The organism is Nocardia jejuensis NBRC 103114 (assembly GCF_001613145.1).
Classification (GTDB): domain Bacteria; phylum Actinomycetota; class Actinomycetes; order Mycobacteriales; family Mycobacteriaceae; genus Nocardia; species Nocardia jejuensis.
Map to the genome: position 1 here is coordinate 12,738 of NZ_BDBU01000021.1, position 15,543 is coordinate 28,280.

Annotated in this window: 14 protein-coding genes and 1 tRNA gene; 7 read left to right on the plus strand and 8 right to left on the minus strand. The window is 66.5% G+C overall.

The window, feature by feature from the left end; genetic code table 11:
* Nucleotides 1-19: 19 nt before the first annotated feature.
* Both NJ1_RS16775 and NJ1_RS16780 read right to left on the minus strand, forming a co-directional pair.
* On the minus strand, nucleotides 20-1,279 hold the full coding sequence (locus NJ1_RS16775) for a pyridoxal phosphate-dependent aminotransferase (protein WP_067695084.1): 1,260 nt from the start codon (nucleotides 1,277-1,279) through the stop codon (nucleotides 20-22).
* 28 nt (nucleotides 1,280-1,307) lie between these two features.
* Nucleotides 1,308-2,645: an NsdA family TPR-like regulatory protein gene (locus NJ1_RS16780; RefSeq protein WP_084478396.1), complete on the minus strand. Its 1,338-nt coding sequence runs from the start codon at nucleotides 2,643-2,645 to the stop codon at nucleotides 1,308-1,310.
* 256 nt (nucleotides 2,646-2,901) lie between these two features.
* Here NJ1_RS16780 and NJ1_RS16785 point away from each other — a divergent pair, with 256 nt between their 5' ends.
* Complete coding sequence (locus NJ1_RS16785; protein WP_067694790.1) at nucleotides 2,902-3,351, plus strand: hypothetical protein; 450 nt, start codon at nucleotides 2,902-2,904, stop codon at nucleotides 3,349-3,351.
* Nucleotides 3,352-3,551: 200 nt separating this feature from the next.
* Here the strand turns inward: NJ1_RS16785 and NJ1_RS16790 are convergent, their stop codons facing one another.
* From NJ1_RS16790 to ctaD, 3 genes are all read right to left on the minus strand, one after another.
* Nucleotides 3,552-4,925 carry an Hsp70 family protein gene (locus NJ1_RS16790; protein WP_067694793.1) on the minus strand — a complete coding sequence of 458 codons (1,374 nt, stop codon included), beginning with the start codon at nucleotides 4,923-4,925 and terminating at the stop codon, nucleotides 3,552-3,554.
* Nucleotides 4,926-5,147: 222 nt separating this feature from the next.
* Entirely contained in the window at nucleotides 5,148-5,723 is a 576-nt protein-coding gene (gene dcd / locus NJ1_RS16795; RefSeq protein ID WP_067694796.1) for a dCTP deaminase, read from the minus strand.
* A gap of 76 nt (nucleotides 5,724-5,799) precedes the next feature.
* On the minus strand, nucleotides 5,800-7,641 hold the full coding sequence (gene ctaD / locus NJ1_RS16800) for an aa3-type cytochrome oxidase subunit I (protein WP_084478402.1): 1,842 nt from the start codon (nucleotides 7,639-7,641) through the stop codon (nucleotides 5,800-5,802).
* Nucleotides 7,642-7,966: 325 nt separating this feature from the next.
* On the opposite strand from ctaD, the gene NJ1_RS16805 reads away from it, so the two are divergent.
* Nucleotides 7,967-8,037: transfer RNA gene (locus tag NJ1_RS16805), tRNA-Gly, on the plus strand.
* Between the two features lie 63 nt (nucleotides 8,038-8,100).
* Here the strand turns inward: NJ1_RS16805 and NJ1_RS16810 are convergent.
* Nucleotides 8,101-8,538: a hypothetical protein gene (locus NJ1_RS16810; RefSeq protein ID WP_067694799.1), complete on the minus strand. Its 438-nt coding sequence runs from the start codon at nucleotides 8,536-8,538 to the stop codon at nucleotides 8,101-8,103.
* Between the two features lie 95 nt (nucleotides 8,539-8,633).
* Complete coding sequence (locus NJ1_RS16815) at nucleotides 8,634-8,960, minus strand: hypothetical protein (RefSeq protein WP_067694802.1); 327 nt, start codon at nucleotides 8,958-8,960, stop codon at nucleotides 8,634-8,636.
* 204 nt (nucleotides 8,961-9,164) lie between these two features.
* Between NJ1_RS16815 and NJ1_RS16820 the strand changes: the two genes are divergently transcribed.
* From NJ1_RS16820 to NJ1_RS16835, 4 genes are all read left to right on the plus strand, one after another.
* A complete protein-coding gene (locus NJ1_RS16820) occupies nucleotides 9,165-9,944 on the plus strand; it encodes an alpha/beta fold hydrolase (RefSeq protein WP_067694805.1) in 780 nt (259 codons plus the stop codon).
* 10 nt (nucleotides 9,945-9,954) lie between these two features.
* The gene (locus NJ1_RS16825) at nucleotides 9,955-10,719 is read left to right on the plus strand and encodes a crotonase/enoyl-CoA hydratase family protein (RefSeq protein ID WP_067694808.1); all 765 of its coding nucleotides are present in this window, start codon (nucleotides 9,955-9,957) and stop codon (nucleotides 10,717-10,719) included.
* 155 nt (nucleotides 10,720-10,874) lie between these two features.
* Entirely contained in the window at nucleotides 10,875-11,984 is a 1,110-nt protein-coding gene (locus NJ1_RS16830) for a glycoside hydrolase family 183 protein (protein WP_067694811.1), read from the plus strand.
* Between the two features lie 102 nt (nucleotides 11,985-12,086).
* On the plus strand, nucleotides 12,087-12,812 hold the full coding sequence (locus NJ1_RS16835) for a class I SAM-dependent methyltransferase (protein WP_067694814.1): 726 nt from the start codon (nucleotides 12,087-12,089) through the stop codon (nucleotides 12,810-12,812).
* A gap of 14 nt (nucleotides 12,813-12,826) precedes the next feature.
* On the opposite strand, the gene NJ1_RS16840 is transcribed toward NJ1_RS16835, so the two are convergent.
* Nucleotides 12,827-13,453 (minus strand): alpha/beta hydrolase family protein, encoded by a 627-nt coding sequence (locus tag NJ1_RS16840; RefSeq protein ID WP_339380967.1) that lies wholly within the window; start codon nucleotides 13,451-13,453, stop codon nucleotides 12,827-12,829.
* Between the two features lie 248 nt (nucleotides 13,454-13,701).
* On the opposite strand from NJ1_RS16840, the gene NJ1_RS16845 reads away from it, so the two are divergent.
* Nucleotides 13,702-15,528: an acyl-CoA dehydrogenase gene (locus tag NJ1_RS16845; protein ID WP_067694817.1), complete on the plus strand. Its 1,827-nt coding sequence runs from the start codon at nucleotides 13,702-13,704 to the stop codon at nucleotides 15,526-15,528.
* The last annotated feature ends 15 nt before the right edge of the window (nucleotides 15,529-15,543 follow it).

Here is a 15,543-nt window from a genome sequence, read left to right on the forward strand (position 1 = left end):
CGAACGAGGCCGAAATCGACTACTGGCGATAACTTGCCAAGAAGTTGCCGAAGCGCTCGATAGCCACCGACAAGTCGCGCGCCCAGGGCAGCGTGACGATCCTGAGATGATCGTGATGCGGCCAGTTGAAGCCGGTTCCCTGCACCATCAGGATCTTCTCCTGCAGCAGCAGATCGAGCACGAGCTTCGAGTCGTCACGGATCTCGTGCACGTTCGGATCCAGTCGCGGGAACGCGTACAGCGCGCCGGTCGGCTTCACACACGAGACGCCGGGAATCGTGTTGAGCTTCTCCCACGCCACATCGCGCTGCTCGAGCAGCCGCCCACCCGGCAGCACCAGATCGTCGATGCTCTGGTGTCCGCCCAGCGCCACCTGAATCGCATGCTGCGCAGGCACATTCGGGCACAGCCGGGTGGAGGCCAGCAGGTCGATGCCCTCGATGAACCCCGCCGCGTGATCCCTCGGTCCCGTGATCACCAGCCAGCCGGAGCGGTAGCCCGCCACCCGGTACGCCTTGGACAGACCGTTGAAGGTCAGGCACAGCAGATCCGGGGCGAGCGTCGCGAGCGAGACGTGCTTGGCATCGTCGTAGAGGATCTTGTCGTAGATCTCGTCGGCCAGCAGCAGCAGATTGTGCTTGCGGGCCAGATCCACGACCTGCGCCAGCACCTCGGTCGAGTACACCGCGCCGGTCGGATTGTTCGGGTTGATCACCACGATGGCTTTGGTCTTGTCGGTGATCTTGGCTTCCATATCGGCGATGTCCGGCTGCCAGCCGTTGGCCTCGTCCGACAGGTAGTGCACCGGCGTGCCGCCCGCGAGGCTGGTCATGGCCGTCCACAGCGGATAGTCCGGCGCGGGGATGAGCACCTCGTCGCCGTTGTTCAGCAGCGCCTGCATGGTGATGGTGATCAGCTCGGACACGCCGTTGCCGAGGTACACGTCGTCCACGTCGAACTCCGGAAAGCCCGGCACCAGTTCGTACCTGGTCACGATGGCCCGCCGCGCCGGCAGTATGCCCTTGGACTCGGAGTAGCCCTGCGCGTACGGCAGCGCGGCGATCATGTCGCGCATGATCACGTCGGGCGCGTCGAAGCCGAACGGCGCGGGATTGCCGATATTGAGCTTCAGGATGCGGTGCCCTTCGGCCTCCAGCCGTGCCGCGTGCGCGTGCACCGGACCCCGAATTTCGTACAGCACGTTCTGGAGCTTGGTCGACTGCTCCAGGATGCGCGGGGACCGAGGCGGTAGGTGACTGGAAGGGCTCACCCGACCAATGGTGCCATCTGTGCGCAATCGGGTTTGCTCACCGCTGCGTATCCGGGGGCAGCATGCCCTTGGCGGCGGTGTTTCCGCAGAACTCCTCGAGCGTCTCGTCCAGCGCCCTGGCCTCGACGACATCGCGGAACTGCGGCCGGGTGAGCCGCTGGCGCAGATTGGTGAGCCGCTCCTCCAACTGCGCGATCCGTTTCTCCTCGTCCAGGCGCAGCACGGGCTGCAACGCCTCCGCCGCCCCGTCCAGACTGCCGTTGATCAGGTGCGCCGCGGCGCTGTCCACCCGGGCCAGCGATTCCGCGCCGTACGAGCGCTGCTCGATCGGCCCGTTGGCGTACAGGTCGATGGCTCGGCTGGTGGCCTCCAGGGCGGGCTGGGCCTGCCCCAGATGGATATAGGTCGCGCCCGCGTAATAGTGGCTCTTGGGCTGATCGAAACCGAAGACGCCGCCGACCTCGTCGTGCAGGGAGTCCAGCGAATTGCCCTCGCGCGCGCTGTCGGCCGCTCGGATACAGCGCTCGGTGTCCTGCGTACTGCCGAGCCGGGACCAGATGCGCGCCTCGATGTTCAGCAGCCGCACCCGGGCCGTCGCCGAATCCGCGTACTGCTGCCCGCTCTGCGCCAGCAGCACTGCGCGGCGCGGACGCTCGGACCAGTACTCGATCAGCGCCTGCATACCGCGAGTCCAGGACCGTAAACCGTTGTGCCCGCACAATTCCGCGTACGCCCAGGCGGCTCGGGCCTGCTCGCCCGCGGCGTCGACGTAGCCCAGATCGGTGCTGGCATTGGCCAGCAGCCCGGACAGCGTGCCCGCGAGCAGGTACAGATGACCGGTGTCGGCGGGTCTCTGATGGCCTTCGAGCAGGCGGTAGACGCGGCGGCGCACCCGCAGCATCTCCACCATCATGGGTACGGGCGGCACGTGCACGTACTCGTTCGCAATGCGCGTGACATCGGCGTCGAGCTGTTCCAGCGTGGTTGCTCCCACATTGGTGCTCTCGGCCCTCCCCGCGTGCTCGCTTGCTTCATGGGCAGCCGCCATGATCAGATCCCTCTCCGAAATCGCCGCTAACGCATCACCTCTCATCGCACCTGCGTCGACGAGTGCCAGCAGTTCCGCGTCGCTGGAATAACTGGCTTGCGCCGAACCACTGTGGCGCGCATCGAAACCGGGCACGGGGCGGTCGGTCGAAGGCTCTTCGATCAAAGCCGCGAACCGTGCCCGCACAACATCGTCGGACCTGGCGAGTGAGGTATCGAGGGCGGCCTGATTGACGGGACGGGGATGAACCCGATCCCCCCCGGCTTCCCACTTCGAGACCAGGCGCTCGTGCACACCCAGATGTGCCGCGAACTCCCGGATACTCATCCTTTTGGCATCGCGAAGGGCACGGGCCTCTTTACCTGACCACTGCCGGACCACGATGTCATCCCTTCCGAAACGAACTCCGTTATCCAGGGTACGAGTGTGAAGTGGCCTCGGCCACAGCCGAAACCGACCTGGTACCAGGCTTTATACGCATCGGTAATAGAGGCAGTGAAAGGGCAGCGCAAGGAGGGTGTGCGGGCATGTCCACCCGGCCCGCACGGGCGCGACCCTGGAGTCGGGAGGCAGGAGCGGGGAAGTGAACGCGGACAAGCTGAGAACCATCGAAGACTGGGTTACCTTCTACCGGCACGAATTCGGGCTCCCGGTCGCCGAACGCGGCGGCTTCGTCATGCTTCCGGTCACCAGCCGGGTCGGTGTGATCCACCTGCCCGTCGCTCGTGCCGAGAAGGTCCGGACCGTGCTGCAACAGCAGCACAAATCGGGCCCGATGCTGGCCCGGCAGATTCGCTGGAGCTTTCTCACCGCGCCCGATTCCCGTCCGGGCGAACAGGTCATGGATGTGCTGAACCGCATGGACATCGGCATTCCCGCCATCGGCAGCGCCGTCATGCTCCCCACCGGTCTCGGCCGGTGGACCAGGGAGGGCTGTCACTGGGTCAAACCACCCGCCCGAGAACTCGAGCTCCCACCGCTGTCGGCGATCATCACGACCGCACTCGCGGTGGGGGCGGGCGGCGAGGACTGAACGCAGCCGGTCCCTCGCACCGGCGCACCCGCGCCGGGCCCACCGAGTCCGCCCCATTCCTGGCAGTCGACGGGGCGGACTCGGCGGGTATGAAACGCTGCGGGTACGAAACACTGCGGGTACGAAACGCGGCGGGTGCGAACTCACCGGCCCTGCCTGCGCGCGCGTGAAATCAGTCCGCGCGCACCAGGATCAAGCGATCACGGCGCGGGCGGCGGCGGGAACAGCGGCGGCAACGTGGGCACCACGACCGCGGGCAATCCCGGAATGATGGTGATCGTGCTGTAGCCGTTGTCCGTCGGCGGCGCCTCGGACGTGGTCGTCTCCCGGCGCGGCGGCGGCGCGGCCAGCGATTCGTTGGTGGCATCGGTCGTGGTGGGAACCACGGTGGAGGTGGCCGCGGGTCGCGACGTGGTACTCACCGGCGCCGACGTGGTCGCGGCGTCCGAGCTCTGCGAGTCATGTTCCAGGACTTGCGGTCCCCAGCCCAGCGAGACCCCGATGGCGGCGACCACCACGAGCGAGCCGGCCGCCACCCCGGCGATGCTGACCTCGCGGCGACGGCTGAAACGCTCGACCGCGCCCGCCCCCGACAGCCAGGACGAGGACTGCGCCGGTGAGAGCGCCGAGGTGTCCTCGGGGCCGGACGGGAAGGGCGCGGGCGCCGGACGTTTGGCGACCGGGCGCGCCAGCATGGCCGCACCGCGCGTCACGATGGACGCCGGGTCCCCGGCCACGATCACCGGAACGCCGAGCCAGCGACGCAGAACCCGTGCCACCAGCGGAATCTGGGCGCAGCCGCCGACGACTGCGACCGCCTGTACCTGCTGCTCGGAGCGCAGGATCACATCTCGGATCATCCGCGCGGAGGATTCCACCGCCAGCATGATCAGGGCTTCGAAGTTCTCCTGCGACAACAGCACCAGGCCCTCGGGCGAGGGCAGCGCGACGGCGCTGCTGGTGGAGAGTTGCTCTTTCGCCTGACGGCACAGCGCATCCAGCGCCACCAGACCCGCGTGATCCTCGGGATGGGCGATTCGGCCGGAGGCGATCTGCTGTTCGCGGATCAGCGAATCCAGATAGTCGCCACTGATATCGCTGGTGCGCTCACTGGAGGACACCTGCCGTGTGCTCGCGTCCACAATGCTGACCGACAGACCCGAAGCGCCCAGATCGTAGAGTGCGACATTGCTGAAACCCTGCAGCTCACCGGAGTATTCGAAGAACTCCAGCGCCGTGATGACGTCCGGGACCAGCTCGTAATTGGTGAACTGGCGGCGAGCCAGTTCGGCGCGAATGGCGCGCGCGTGGTGTTCGTCGCGATAGGAGATCGCGGTGGCGACGACCGAGGGGTCCGCCGCGAGCACCGCGCCGATCGCGTCGGCGACCAATTCCTCCACGCGGCGTTCGTCGATCGGAACGGCCTGCACATCGAACTCGTCGGGGGCGCCCCGGAAACCGGTGAAACCCTTGGCGCCGAACGCGGTGGATCTGGGCTCGGCGGAATTCCCGGCGTGTGGACGTGCGATGCGAACCGCACCCGCCCCCACGGAAACTCCCAGTACCGAACTCATCTGCTGCCCATCTCGTTTCCACACTCACCGACGTGTGAACAAGCATCGCCGCCTGTACCAGGCCAGCGCGCGTCACAATTATTACGGTGGGGTCACTGTACCCGTCGCCGCCACCTTACGACGTGGCAAGCCGTACGTACACCCGTGAGTTCGCACAACGGCCGCCCAACGGTCATGGCATCGGCGGAAATTCGAGAATGCCGGGGGCACAGCGGGAATCGGTTATCGGTTCTCGACCGGAAAGTTCAGGTAGGCGCGCGACGGCGTCGGACCGCGCTGTCCCTGGTATTTCGAGCCCGCGGCCGCGGAACCGTACGGATTCTCGGCGGGACTGGTGAGCCGCAGCAGACACAACTGACCGATCTTCATCCCCGGCCACAGCGTGATCGGAAGATTCGCCACATTCGAGAGTTCGAGCGTGATGTGCCCGCTGAATCCGGGATCGATGAAGCCCGCGGTGGAATGGGTGAGCAATCCCAACCGGCCCAGGCTCGACTTGCCCTCCAGCCGGCCGGCCAGATCATCGGGCAGCGTGCACAGCTCGAGCGTGGAGCCCAGCACGAACTCACCCGGGTGCAGCACGAACGGCTCACCGGGAGCGGGTTCGACCAGGGTGGTCAGTTCGTCCTGTCGCTGCGCCGGATCGATATGCGTGTAGCGGGTGTTGTTGAACACCCGGAACAAACCGTCCAGCCGCACATCGATACTCGACGGCTGCACCAGCTTGTCGTCGAACGGGTCGAGCCCGAGACGCCCATTGGCGAGCTCCTTGCGGATGTCGCGATCGGAAAGCAGCACGGCGAAGAGAGTAGTTGACGTGCGAGCTTGCGCGGGCACTGCCTCAGCCGAGTCGCGACCGGTATTCGCGCCAGAGTCAGGACTCGGGCTCTCCCGTCGCCGAATCGGTCGGTCCGGCGGCCGAATCGGAGACGCCCGTGGCGGAATCCGACGGTCCGGCGGCGGGCGGGATCACCGGGGACTCCGCGGGTGACTCCGCGGCGTCGCCCGACTTCGCACCGCGCAGCGGCCAGGACGAGTGCGCCTCGGCGCGCATTCGCTCGACCATGTGCGGATAGTGCAGTTCGAACGCGGGACGCTCGGATCGCACCCTCGGCAATTCGTAGAAGTTGTGCCGCGGCGGCGGGCAACTGGTGGCCCACTCCAGCGAATTGCCGTACCCCCACGGATCGTCGACCGTCACCACCTCACCGAATCGGTAGCTCTTGAAGACGTTCCACACGAAGGTCACCATCGACAACCCGAGCACGAACGAGCCGACCGTGGAAATGGTGTTCAGGGCGGTGAATCCGTCTTGGGGCAGATAGTCGGCATAGCGGCGCGGCATGCCCTCGTTGCCCAGCCAGTGCTGCACCAGGAAGGTCAGGTGGAATCCGAAGAACGTGGTCCAGAAATGCAGTTTGCCCAGCCGCTCGTCGAGCAGGCGGCCGGTCATCTTGGGGAACCAGAAATAGATGCCCGCGAACGTCGCGAACACGATGGTCCCGAACAGCACGTAGTGGAAGTGCGCCACCACGAAATACGAATCCGAGACGTGGAAGTCCAGCGGCGGCGACGCCAGGATCACTCCGGACAGGCCGCCGAAGAGGAAGGTCACCAGGAAGCCGAGCGACCACAGCATGGGCGTCTCGAAGGTGAGCTGCCCGCGCCACATGGTGCCGATCCAGTTGAAGAACTTCACGCCCGTCGGCACCGCGATCAGGAACGTCATGAACGAGAAGAACGGCAGCAGAACCGATCCCGTCGCGTACATGTGATGCGCCCACACCGCGATCGACAGCGCTCCGATGGCCAGCGTCGCGTAGACCAGCGTGGTGTAGCCGAACAGCGGCTTGCGACTGAAGACCGGGAAGATCTCGGTCACGATCCCGAAGAACGGCAGCGCGACGATATAGACCTCGGGATGGCCGAAGAACCAGAACAGATGCTGGAAGAGAATGGCCCCGCCGTTGGCGGAGTCGTACACGTGCCCGCCCAGATGCCTGTCCACCTCCATGCCCATCAGGGCCGCGGTCAGGATCGGAAAGGCAATCAGCACAAGCACACTCGTCACCAGGATGTTCCAGGTGAAGATGGGCATCCGCCACATGGTCATGCCGGGGCAGCGCAGGCAGATCACCGTGGTGATCATGTTGACGCCGCCCAGGATGGTGCCGACGCCCGAGACCGCCACACCCATGATCCACAGGTCCGCGCCCACGCCGGGGGCGTGCTCGGCCATGCTCAGCGGGGTGTACGCGGTCCAGCCGAAGTCGGCCGCGCCGCCCGGGGTGACGAAGCCGGCCGTGGCCATTGTCGCGCCGAACAGATACAGCCAGTAGCTCAGCGCGTTGAGCCGCGGGAACGCCACGTCCGGTGCGCCGATCTGCAGGGGCAGCACCGCGTTGGCGAATCCGAAAACGATCGGCGTCGCATAGAACAGCAGCATGATCGTGCCGTGCATGGTGAAGAGCTGGTTGTACTGCTCGGGGGTGAGGAACTGCATGCCCGGGCGGGCCAGCTCGGCGCGCATGAGCAGCGCCATCAGGCCGCCGATCAGGAAGAACGCGATGGCCGTGAACAGATACATGTTCCCGAGCATCTTGGGATCGGTGGTGGTGATCGCCTTCCACAGATAGGAACCCTTGGGCCCCATTCGCCGTGGAAACGGGCGTGCAGGCTCGAGCTGCGGGACTTCGCGTGCGGGCACCGCGGTCATGGCGTCCTCCTCGGCCGCCGAGCACGCAGCCGCGGTGTGGAGACACAGCGCTCACCGACACCAGCTAATGTTCAGCGCATCCAAAGTTACTGTGGTGGACAGGCTTTCGACCCTGCGCGACAGTCTACGACCGCGCGTAGCTGAACTTCGCTGCTTCGGCGAAAGAACTCCTCGATCTTCGGCGCGCCGTCCCGACACGCAGCGAAGATCAGCGCGGAAGATCTCGGAAACCCGGCACGAGCAGCCACGACGGGTAAAGAGTTGCATCGGGTCAGTCGGCATCTGATAGAGTCGCGAACGCATCTCGACCTGCACGGACGAGCGTGCCGATGTAGTTCAATGGTAGAACTTCTGCTTCCCAAGCAGATGGCGCGGGTTCGATTCCCGTCATCGGCTCAACAGACAAGGCCCTCGGTCATCGACCGGGGGCCTTGTCCGTGGGCGTGCTTCGTCCGTCGGCTATTTGTGGCACTCGAGCACGACCCGCTTGGCCGCGGTGCCCGCCTTGCGCAGGTCGTCCGCGGTCAAGCCGGTGATCAGCGGATTTCCCGCCGAATCGGTCTCGAGAATCTTGCGCAGCGCGTTCTGCGAGAGGTTCTCCTCGACGTAGATCTTCGCGATGCAATCGGCCGTCTGGGCGTCCATCTGACCCTTGTCCTGCAGGTTCTTCGAGATTTCCGCGGCGCTCAGCGCACCGCCGGACGGGGTCGCGCCGGAGGTCGGACTCGCGCCGCCGGGGGGCGTGGAAGCGCCCGGAGTGGTGGCGCCGGGCTTGCCGGACACCGAAATCGATGTCGCCGCAACCGAAGTGGTCGGAGCGGAGCTCGTGTCATCGCTGCCGCATCCGGCCAGCAGGGCAAGCGCCAGCAGCGCCACCGCGATCGCGGATTTCCTCATCGCAGTCCTCAGATCTCTCACCGGGACGAAACGCCATCCCTCCCAAGAGACTTAACAACATTCCGGGGCCGCCCGCACCACTTCGGGCGGGCGGTTCATTTGAGGCAGTCGCTGACGATCTTGTTGGTGGCCGCGCGCGCCTTGTCGGCGTCGTCCTTGGTCATTCCGAGGGCCTCGATATCGGCGGCGGCGGCGGTCTTGGTGTCGTTCTTGATCATCAGGCGCAGACCGTCCTGCGAAATGCCTTCGTCCACAAAGATCTTCGCCGCACAGTCGGCCAGCTTCGCGTCCCCGAGGCCACCGTTCTGCAGTGCCTTGGAGACCTCCGCCTGCGAGACCGACGCGGGCTTGTCGTCGCCGCCACCGCACGCGGTCAGCAGCGGCAGGGCGACGAGCGCGGCGGCGATCAGGGAAATGCGCACGGGTTCCTCAATTCTCGGCGTGGGGTATGCCGGAGGCACTTTCTCACAGATCGCGCGTCGCGGGCAGTGCTGCGTCGAAACGCTGCGCACCGTTCCGTCGACAAGCGTCGACCGGAGGCCGTCCCGAGGGCCGAAAAGCTCAATTGGCGGCACGTCAACAACTGCTAGGGTCGAAGTTCGCCGCATCGTCCAGGGGAGCCCGGAATGACGAAGTTGAACCACTACCGGACCGGCACGGGCGCACCCCTCGTCCTGGTGCACGGGGTCGGCAGCCACTGGCAGGTGTGGGAACCGATCCTCGACGCCCTCGCGGAGTCCTTCGAGGTGATCGCCGTGGATCTGCCCGGCTTCGGCGGCAGCGACACCCTCCCGAACACCAGCGTCTCCACCCTCGCCGACGCGCTGGTCGAGTTCCTCGCCGCCGAGGGCATCGAAAGACCGCATCTGGCAGGCAATTCCATGGGCGGCGGCATCGTCCTGGACCTGGCCGCGCGCGGACTGGCCCGATCGGTCACCGCGTACTCCCCCATCGCGTTCTGGGACACCCCCGGCCGGATCTGGTGTCAGCAGTCCCTGGCCCGCGCCAAGAACCTCACCAGGCTGCTGCGTCCGGCCGCCCCGGCCCTGCTCGGCAATACCGCGGCGCGATCGGCCCTGCTCAGCCTGGTGATCGGCAAGCCGTGGGCACTCGATCCGCAGATCGCGATCGAGACCGTCGAGGGCATGCTCGGCGCGGGCGGTTTCGATGCCGCGCTGGCCTCGTTCAGCGAATTCCGGCTCCCCGACCGGACCGCCCTCGCGGATATCCCGATCACCATCGCCTGGGGCAATCGTGACATTCTGCTCACCTATGCCACGCAATCCCGGCGCGCCCGCGAGGTGCTGCCCGGCGCGCGGCACGTGACGCTGCGGGGCAGCGGGCACACCCCGTTCTACGACGACCCAGCCGGCTGCGCCCGGCTCCTGTTGGACCAACTCCGATAGAGGACACGCAGTGAGCACCAACCATGTCGACCTCACCTTCGAGGGCAACCGCGCCTACGTCACGCTGGACCGGCCCGACAAGCACAACGGCCTGACCATCGACATGATGCGCGAGCTCATCAAGACCGCCGGAATCATTAAGCGACGCAGCGACATCCGCGCGGTCATCCTGTCCGGCAACGGCCCGAGCTTCTCCTCGGGCCTGGACGTGGCCAAGACCATGAGCGATCCACTGGCCGTGGTGCGGGGCTTCGTGCCGCTGCCCTGGAAGGGCACCAACACCTTCCAGGAGGCGTGCTGGGCGTGGCGGCGACTGCCGCAGCCGGTGATCGCGGTGGTGCACGGCCGCTGCTACGGCGGCGGACTGCAGCTCGCGCTGGCGGCGGACTTCCGGTTCGTCACCCCGGATTCGGAGTTCTCGGTCATGGAGGCCAAGCACGGTCTCATCCCGGACATGACCGGCGCGGCGACGCTGTCCCGGCTCATCGGCATCGATCAGGCGCTGCTGCTGACCATGACCGCCGACCCGGTCGATGCCGTGTACGCCGAACGGATCGGACTGGTCACCGAGGTCAGCGCGGATCCGCGCGCCGCGGCCGAGAAGCTGGCCGATCGCATCGCGACCCGATCCCCGCAGGCGGTGGCGAGCGCCAAGCAGCTGTTCGATCGCACCTGGCAGGCCTCGGTTCGGAGAACTCTTGCCATCGAACGCGCGACACAGCTGCCGCTGATCATCAGGCAGGCGCTCGGCCGTGGTACGAATGATCGACCGTAAGCCCACGTACGGCCGCCTATCCGACTCGGAGCCCCACGAGACGTCGTTCCGCTGTTAGCATTTTCACACTTTGCCAGCGAGCCGAACTGTTTGTGCGGCCTGTCACATACCGTGTGGTCCGTTCATTATTCGGCGAGAACCGGAGGACGCACGCATTGACCAGGACCGCCCCCATACTGCTGTCCGCAGTCGCAGCTGCTTCGGCCTTGCTCCTAGCGATGACCAGCCCGGCCGCCGCCAACCCCAATGCCATCAATCCGATTCCGGTGCTCAACGGCACCAACGGGCTACCCCAGCTGCCCGGCCGAAGCAAGGCGATCTTCCAGGTCACCGGCATGGCGAGCCCCAACAACACCCAGTCCTACAACGTGCTGGGCACCGACCTGGGCATCATGTGGGACAACGGCAACGGTGAAATGCTCACCACCTTCGGTGACACCGCCGGACTCGGCTTCCCCAACCTGCTGGTCGGCAGCACCTGGGCGTGGCGCTCGAACATCCTGGTGCGCTCGCACACCCAGAACCCGTCCAACGGCATCTATTTCGACAGCGTCGTGCGGGACATCTTCGGTCAGGCGCGCGATCTGATCCCCAGCCCGAAGATCCCGTTCCTGGAGATCAGCCGCATTCCCACCGCGGCCATCTCGGTCGGCGGCGTCCAGTACATGAGCCTGATGTCGGTCAAGACCTGGGACGAGCCGGGCGAGTGGACCACCAACTTCTCCGGCCTCGCCGTCTCCGGCGACAACGGCGAGAACTGGGCCGAACTGCCCGCCACCCGCCGGCCCGACGAGGGCGGCAACGGCAACTTCCAGATGAACTCGTTCGTCAAGAACGGCGGATTCGTCTACGAGTACGGCACGCCGTCCGGGCGCAATCACGCCGCCTACGTCGCGCGCGTTCCCGAGGCCGCGATCGGGGATCTCGCCGCCTACGAGTACTGGGACGGCGGGGCCTGGAAGAAGGACGACCCGAATGCCGCCCAGCCGGTCATCGGCGGCGGCGTGTCCGAGATGTCGGTGCAGTGGAACGACTACCTCGGGCAATACATCATGATGACCACCGACCCGTGGAACTCCGTGGTCATGTACCGCTCCCCCAGTCCGGAGGGACCGTGGAGCGGGCCCGAGGTGCTGATCGACACGCGCGAGCTCCCGTCCGCCTACGCGCCGTCGATCTTCCCGTACCAGACCGGTCGTGACCTGTACTTCCTCACCACGATCCACAGTCAGTACAACGTGGTCCTGATGCACACCACGCTGTAGCGCTCGACAATCCGGTAGCGCTCGACAACCTGCCGACGGCCGCGACCACCTCCGGGTGCTCGCGGCCGTTTCGCGTGTGGGATCGCCTCTAAACTCGGTCGCATGGATGCCGCGGCCTGGGACGAGCACTACTCACGCACCGAGCTGGTGTGGGGTGCACCGCCGAACGACACCGTGGTGGAGCAGGTGTTCGGCCTCGAGCGGCGGGCGCCCGGGATCAGCGAGATACGCCCGGAGCTGCCGCGGGTGCTGGACCTCGGCTGCGGCGAGGGCCGCAACGCGCTGTGGCTGGCCACCCACGGCTGGCAGGTGGACGCGGTCGACTATTCCCAAGCGGGCATCGACAAGGGCCGAACGGTGGCCTCCCGGCTGTCGCGGTCCGTACGCGGTCGCATCCGGTGGCTCTGGTCGGACGTGACCCGGCTCGACTCGGCACACCTGGTCGGGCCCTACGAGCTGATCGTGATGTCGTTCCTGCACCTGCCCGCCCCCGCCCGGCGCGCGCTGCTGCTGCGCAGCGTCGACATACTCGCACCGGAGGGCACGCTCCTGGTGATCGGCAACGACACCCTGAACCTCACCGAAGGCTATGGCGGCGAACAGGATCCCGAACTGCTGTTCACCCCGCAGGACCTGATCGACGATCTCGCCGCCGCCCGCGCCCACATCACGATCCGGGTGGCCGACCGCGTGCACCGGCCGACCGAGGCCCGGGACGCCATCGACGCCCTGATCGTCGTGACCAGATCCGCACCGGAACCGGAGACGACCGCGCCCGCCCTCGGGGCCGCCGAAAACTCGAGCAGCACCGAGCAACTCGATATCTAGGGGCAACTCGATATCTAGGGCGCGATCCATCGCGCCAGCCACGGCGTCACGGTCGCCGCGATCTCCTCGAACCCCGCTCGATACGAGTGCGCCTGCCCGGGGATCACCCGGACCTCGGCCGCGTCGGCGGCGTCCGGAATCCCGAACGGATCGCGCGCGCCGTTCACCACCACCACCGGGATGTCGCCCGCCGCCAGCAGTTCCTCGCGTCGCGATTTCTCCGGCTTACCCGGCGGATGCAGCGGGAACGACAGTGCGATCACCCCGCGCGCCCTCACCTCCCGCGCCGTGCGGCACGCCACTCGCGCGCCGTTGCTGCGCCCGCCCTGCACCAGCGGCAGTCCCCGGAACTTCCGGCGCAGGGCGGCGATGATCTCCAGCCAGGCATCGTCCTGCGCCTCGGCCTTCCCGGGCGCACGACGTCCGGCGACCCGGTACGGCTGCAGCGCCAGCGCTACCGCGCCACCCAGCTCCAGAGCCGAATCCCGGACTGCGAGAATGTCTTTCGCATCGTTCCCACCGCCGGAACCGTGCGTCAGGACCAGCAGGAAAGCGGGTTTTCCGCCCTTGCTCCGGAAGATCTCGACGTCCGCGGGCCCCGCACCCGTCTCGATACGCACCGTGCGCGCGGTGAAGGTCATCGGCCGATCCTATGGCGATCGGATCACCGGACCGGGCCGCGAAACGGCAAACGCCAGGATCCGGGCGCTGACCCGCGTGCTTCTCATCACATTCGGCCCTGATCATCTTGGCCGGGGTTCTACCGGCCGGTAACATGGCGTCTAAGTTACCCGCCAGTAGGTGCTGCTTTACGGTGTCTACCCGGTGGACTGAAAAGGGCGGGAACGGCGAACCGAACCGCACCGATCTCAATGGAGAGTGAAGGACCATGGGTCACTACAAGAGCAATATCCGCGACCTCGAGTTCAACCTGTTCGAGTTCCTCGGACTGGGTTCGCTCCTGGACAGCGGCGCCTACGGCGACCTCGACACCGACACCGCGAAGGAAATGCTCGCGGAGGTCAAGCGTCTGGCCGAAGGCCCGCTGGCAGACTCGTTCGTCGACGGCGACCGCAATCCGCCGACCTTCGATCCCGAGACTCATACCGTCACCCTCCCCGAGTCCTTCAAGAAGTCCTACCGCGCGCTGGAAGACGGCGAGTGGGCCAAGGTCGGCGTCCGTGAGGAGCTGGGCGGCCTCGGCGCGCCGAGCGCCCTCACCTGGGCCCTCGGCGAGATGATCCTCGGCGCCAACCCGCCGGCTCAGATGTACGCCGCCGGTGCGGGTTTCGCGCAGGTCTTCTACAACAACGGCACCGATGAGCAGAAGAAGTGGGCTCAGACGATCGCCGAGCGCAACTGGGGCGCCACCATGGTCCTCACCGAGCCGGACGCCGGTTCGGACGTCGGCGCGGGCCGCAGCAAGGCCGTGCAGCAGGAAGACGGCTCCTGGCACATCGAGGGCGTGAAGCGCTTCATCACCTCGGGTGACTCGGACGACCTCTTCGAGAACATCATGCACCTGGTGCTGGCTCGCCCCGAGGGCGCCGGACCGGGCACCAAGGGCCTGTCCCTGTTCTACGTACCGAAGTTCCACTTCGACTTCGAGACCAACACCCTCGGTGAGCGCAACGGCGTCTTCGTGACGAACGTCGAGCACAAGATGGGCATCAAGGTCTCGGCCACCTGTGAGGTCACCTTCGGCGGCCACGGCGTGCCCGCCAAGGGCTGGCTGGTCGGCGAGGTCCACAACGGCATCGCGCAGATGTTCGACGTCATCGAGAACGCTCGAATGATGGTGGGCACCAAGGCCATCGCCACCCTGTCGACCGGTTACCTGAACGCGCTGGAGTACGCCAAGATTCGCGTGCAGGGCGCGGACCTGACCCAGATGGCCGACAAGGCCGCTCCCCGCGTCACCATCACCCACCACCCGGACGTGCGTCGTTCGCTGGCCACCCAGAAGGCGTACGCCGAGGGCCTGCGCGCGGTGTACCTCTACACCGCCGCGCACCAGAACGAGGATGTCGCGCAGCTGGTTTCGGGCGCCGACAAGGATCTCGCGTTCCGCGTCAACGATCTGCTGCTGCCGATCGTCAAGGGTGTCGGATCCGAGCGCGCCTACCAGTACCTGACCGATTCGCTGCAGACCTTCGGTGGCTCCGGCTTCCTGCAGGACTACCCGATCGAGCAGTACATCCGCGACGCCAAGATCGACTCGCTGTACGAGGGCACCACCGCCATCCAGGCGCAGGACTTCTTCTTCCGCAAGATCGCTCGCGATCGCGGTGTGGCCCTGGCGCACGTGGCCGGCCAGATCCAGAAGTTCATCGAGCGCGAGGGCGGCAACGGCCGCCTGAAGAACGAGCGCAAGCTGCTCGCCACCGCGCTGGAGGACGTGCAGGGCATGGCCGCCACCCTGACCGGGCACCTGATGGGCGCCCAGCAGGATCCGAAGGAGCTCTACAAGGTCGGCCTGGGTTCGGTCCGCTTCCTGATGGCCGTCGGTGACCTGGTCATCGGCTGGCTGCTGCTGGCGCAGGCCGAGGTCGCGATCAAGGCCCTGGACAACGGTTCGACCGAGGTCTTCTACACCGGCAAGGTTGCCACCGCGCAGTTCTTCGCTCGCAACGTGCTGCCGGAGCTGACCGCCACCCGCACCGTGCTGTCGAACCTCGACAACGACATCATGGAGCTGGACGAAGCGGCGTTCTGATAACGCGCACAACGC

Excerpts from the sequence above, each read along its gene's own strand:
- NJ1_RS16820 (WP_067694805.1), top strand. The coding sequence starts at position 9,165 with ATGACGAAGTTGAACCACTACCGGACCGGCACGGGCGCACCCCTCGTC.
- NJ1_RS16790 (WP_067694793.1), bottom strand. The coding sequence starts at position 4,925 with ATGAGTTCGGTACTGGGAGTTTCCGTGGGGGCGGGTGCGGTTCGCATC.
- NJ1_RS16780 (WP_084478396.1), bottom strand. The coding sequence starts at position 2,645 with ATGAGTATCCGGGAGTTCGCGGCACATCTGGGTGTGCACGAGCGCCTG.
- NJ1_RS16845 (WP_067694817.1), top strand. The coding sequence starts at position 13,702 with ATGGGTCACTACAAGAGCAATATCCGCGACCTCGAGTTCAACCTGTTC.
- NJ1_RS16840 (WP_339380967.1), bottom strand. The coding sequence starts at position 13,453 with ATGACCTTCACCGCGCGCACGGTGCGTATCGAGACGGGTGCGGGGCCC.
- ctaD (WP_084478402.1), bottom strand. The coding sequence starts at position 7,641 with ATGACCGCGGTGCCCGCACGCGAAGTCCCGCAGCTCGAGCCTGCACGC.
- NJ1_RS16810 (WP_067694799.1), bottom strand. The coding sequence starts at position 8,538 with ATGAGGAAATCCGCGATCGCGGTGGCGCTGCTGGCGCTTGCCCTGCTG.
- NJ1_RS16835 (WP_067694814.1), top strand. The coding sequence starts at position 12,087 with ATGGATGCCGCGGCCTGGGACGAGCACTACTCACGCACCGAGCTGGTG.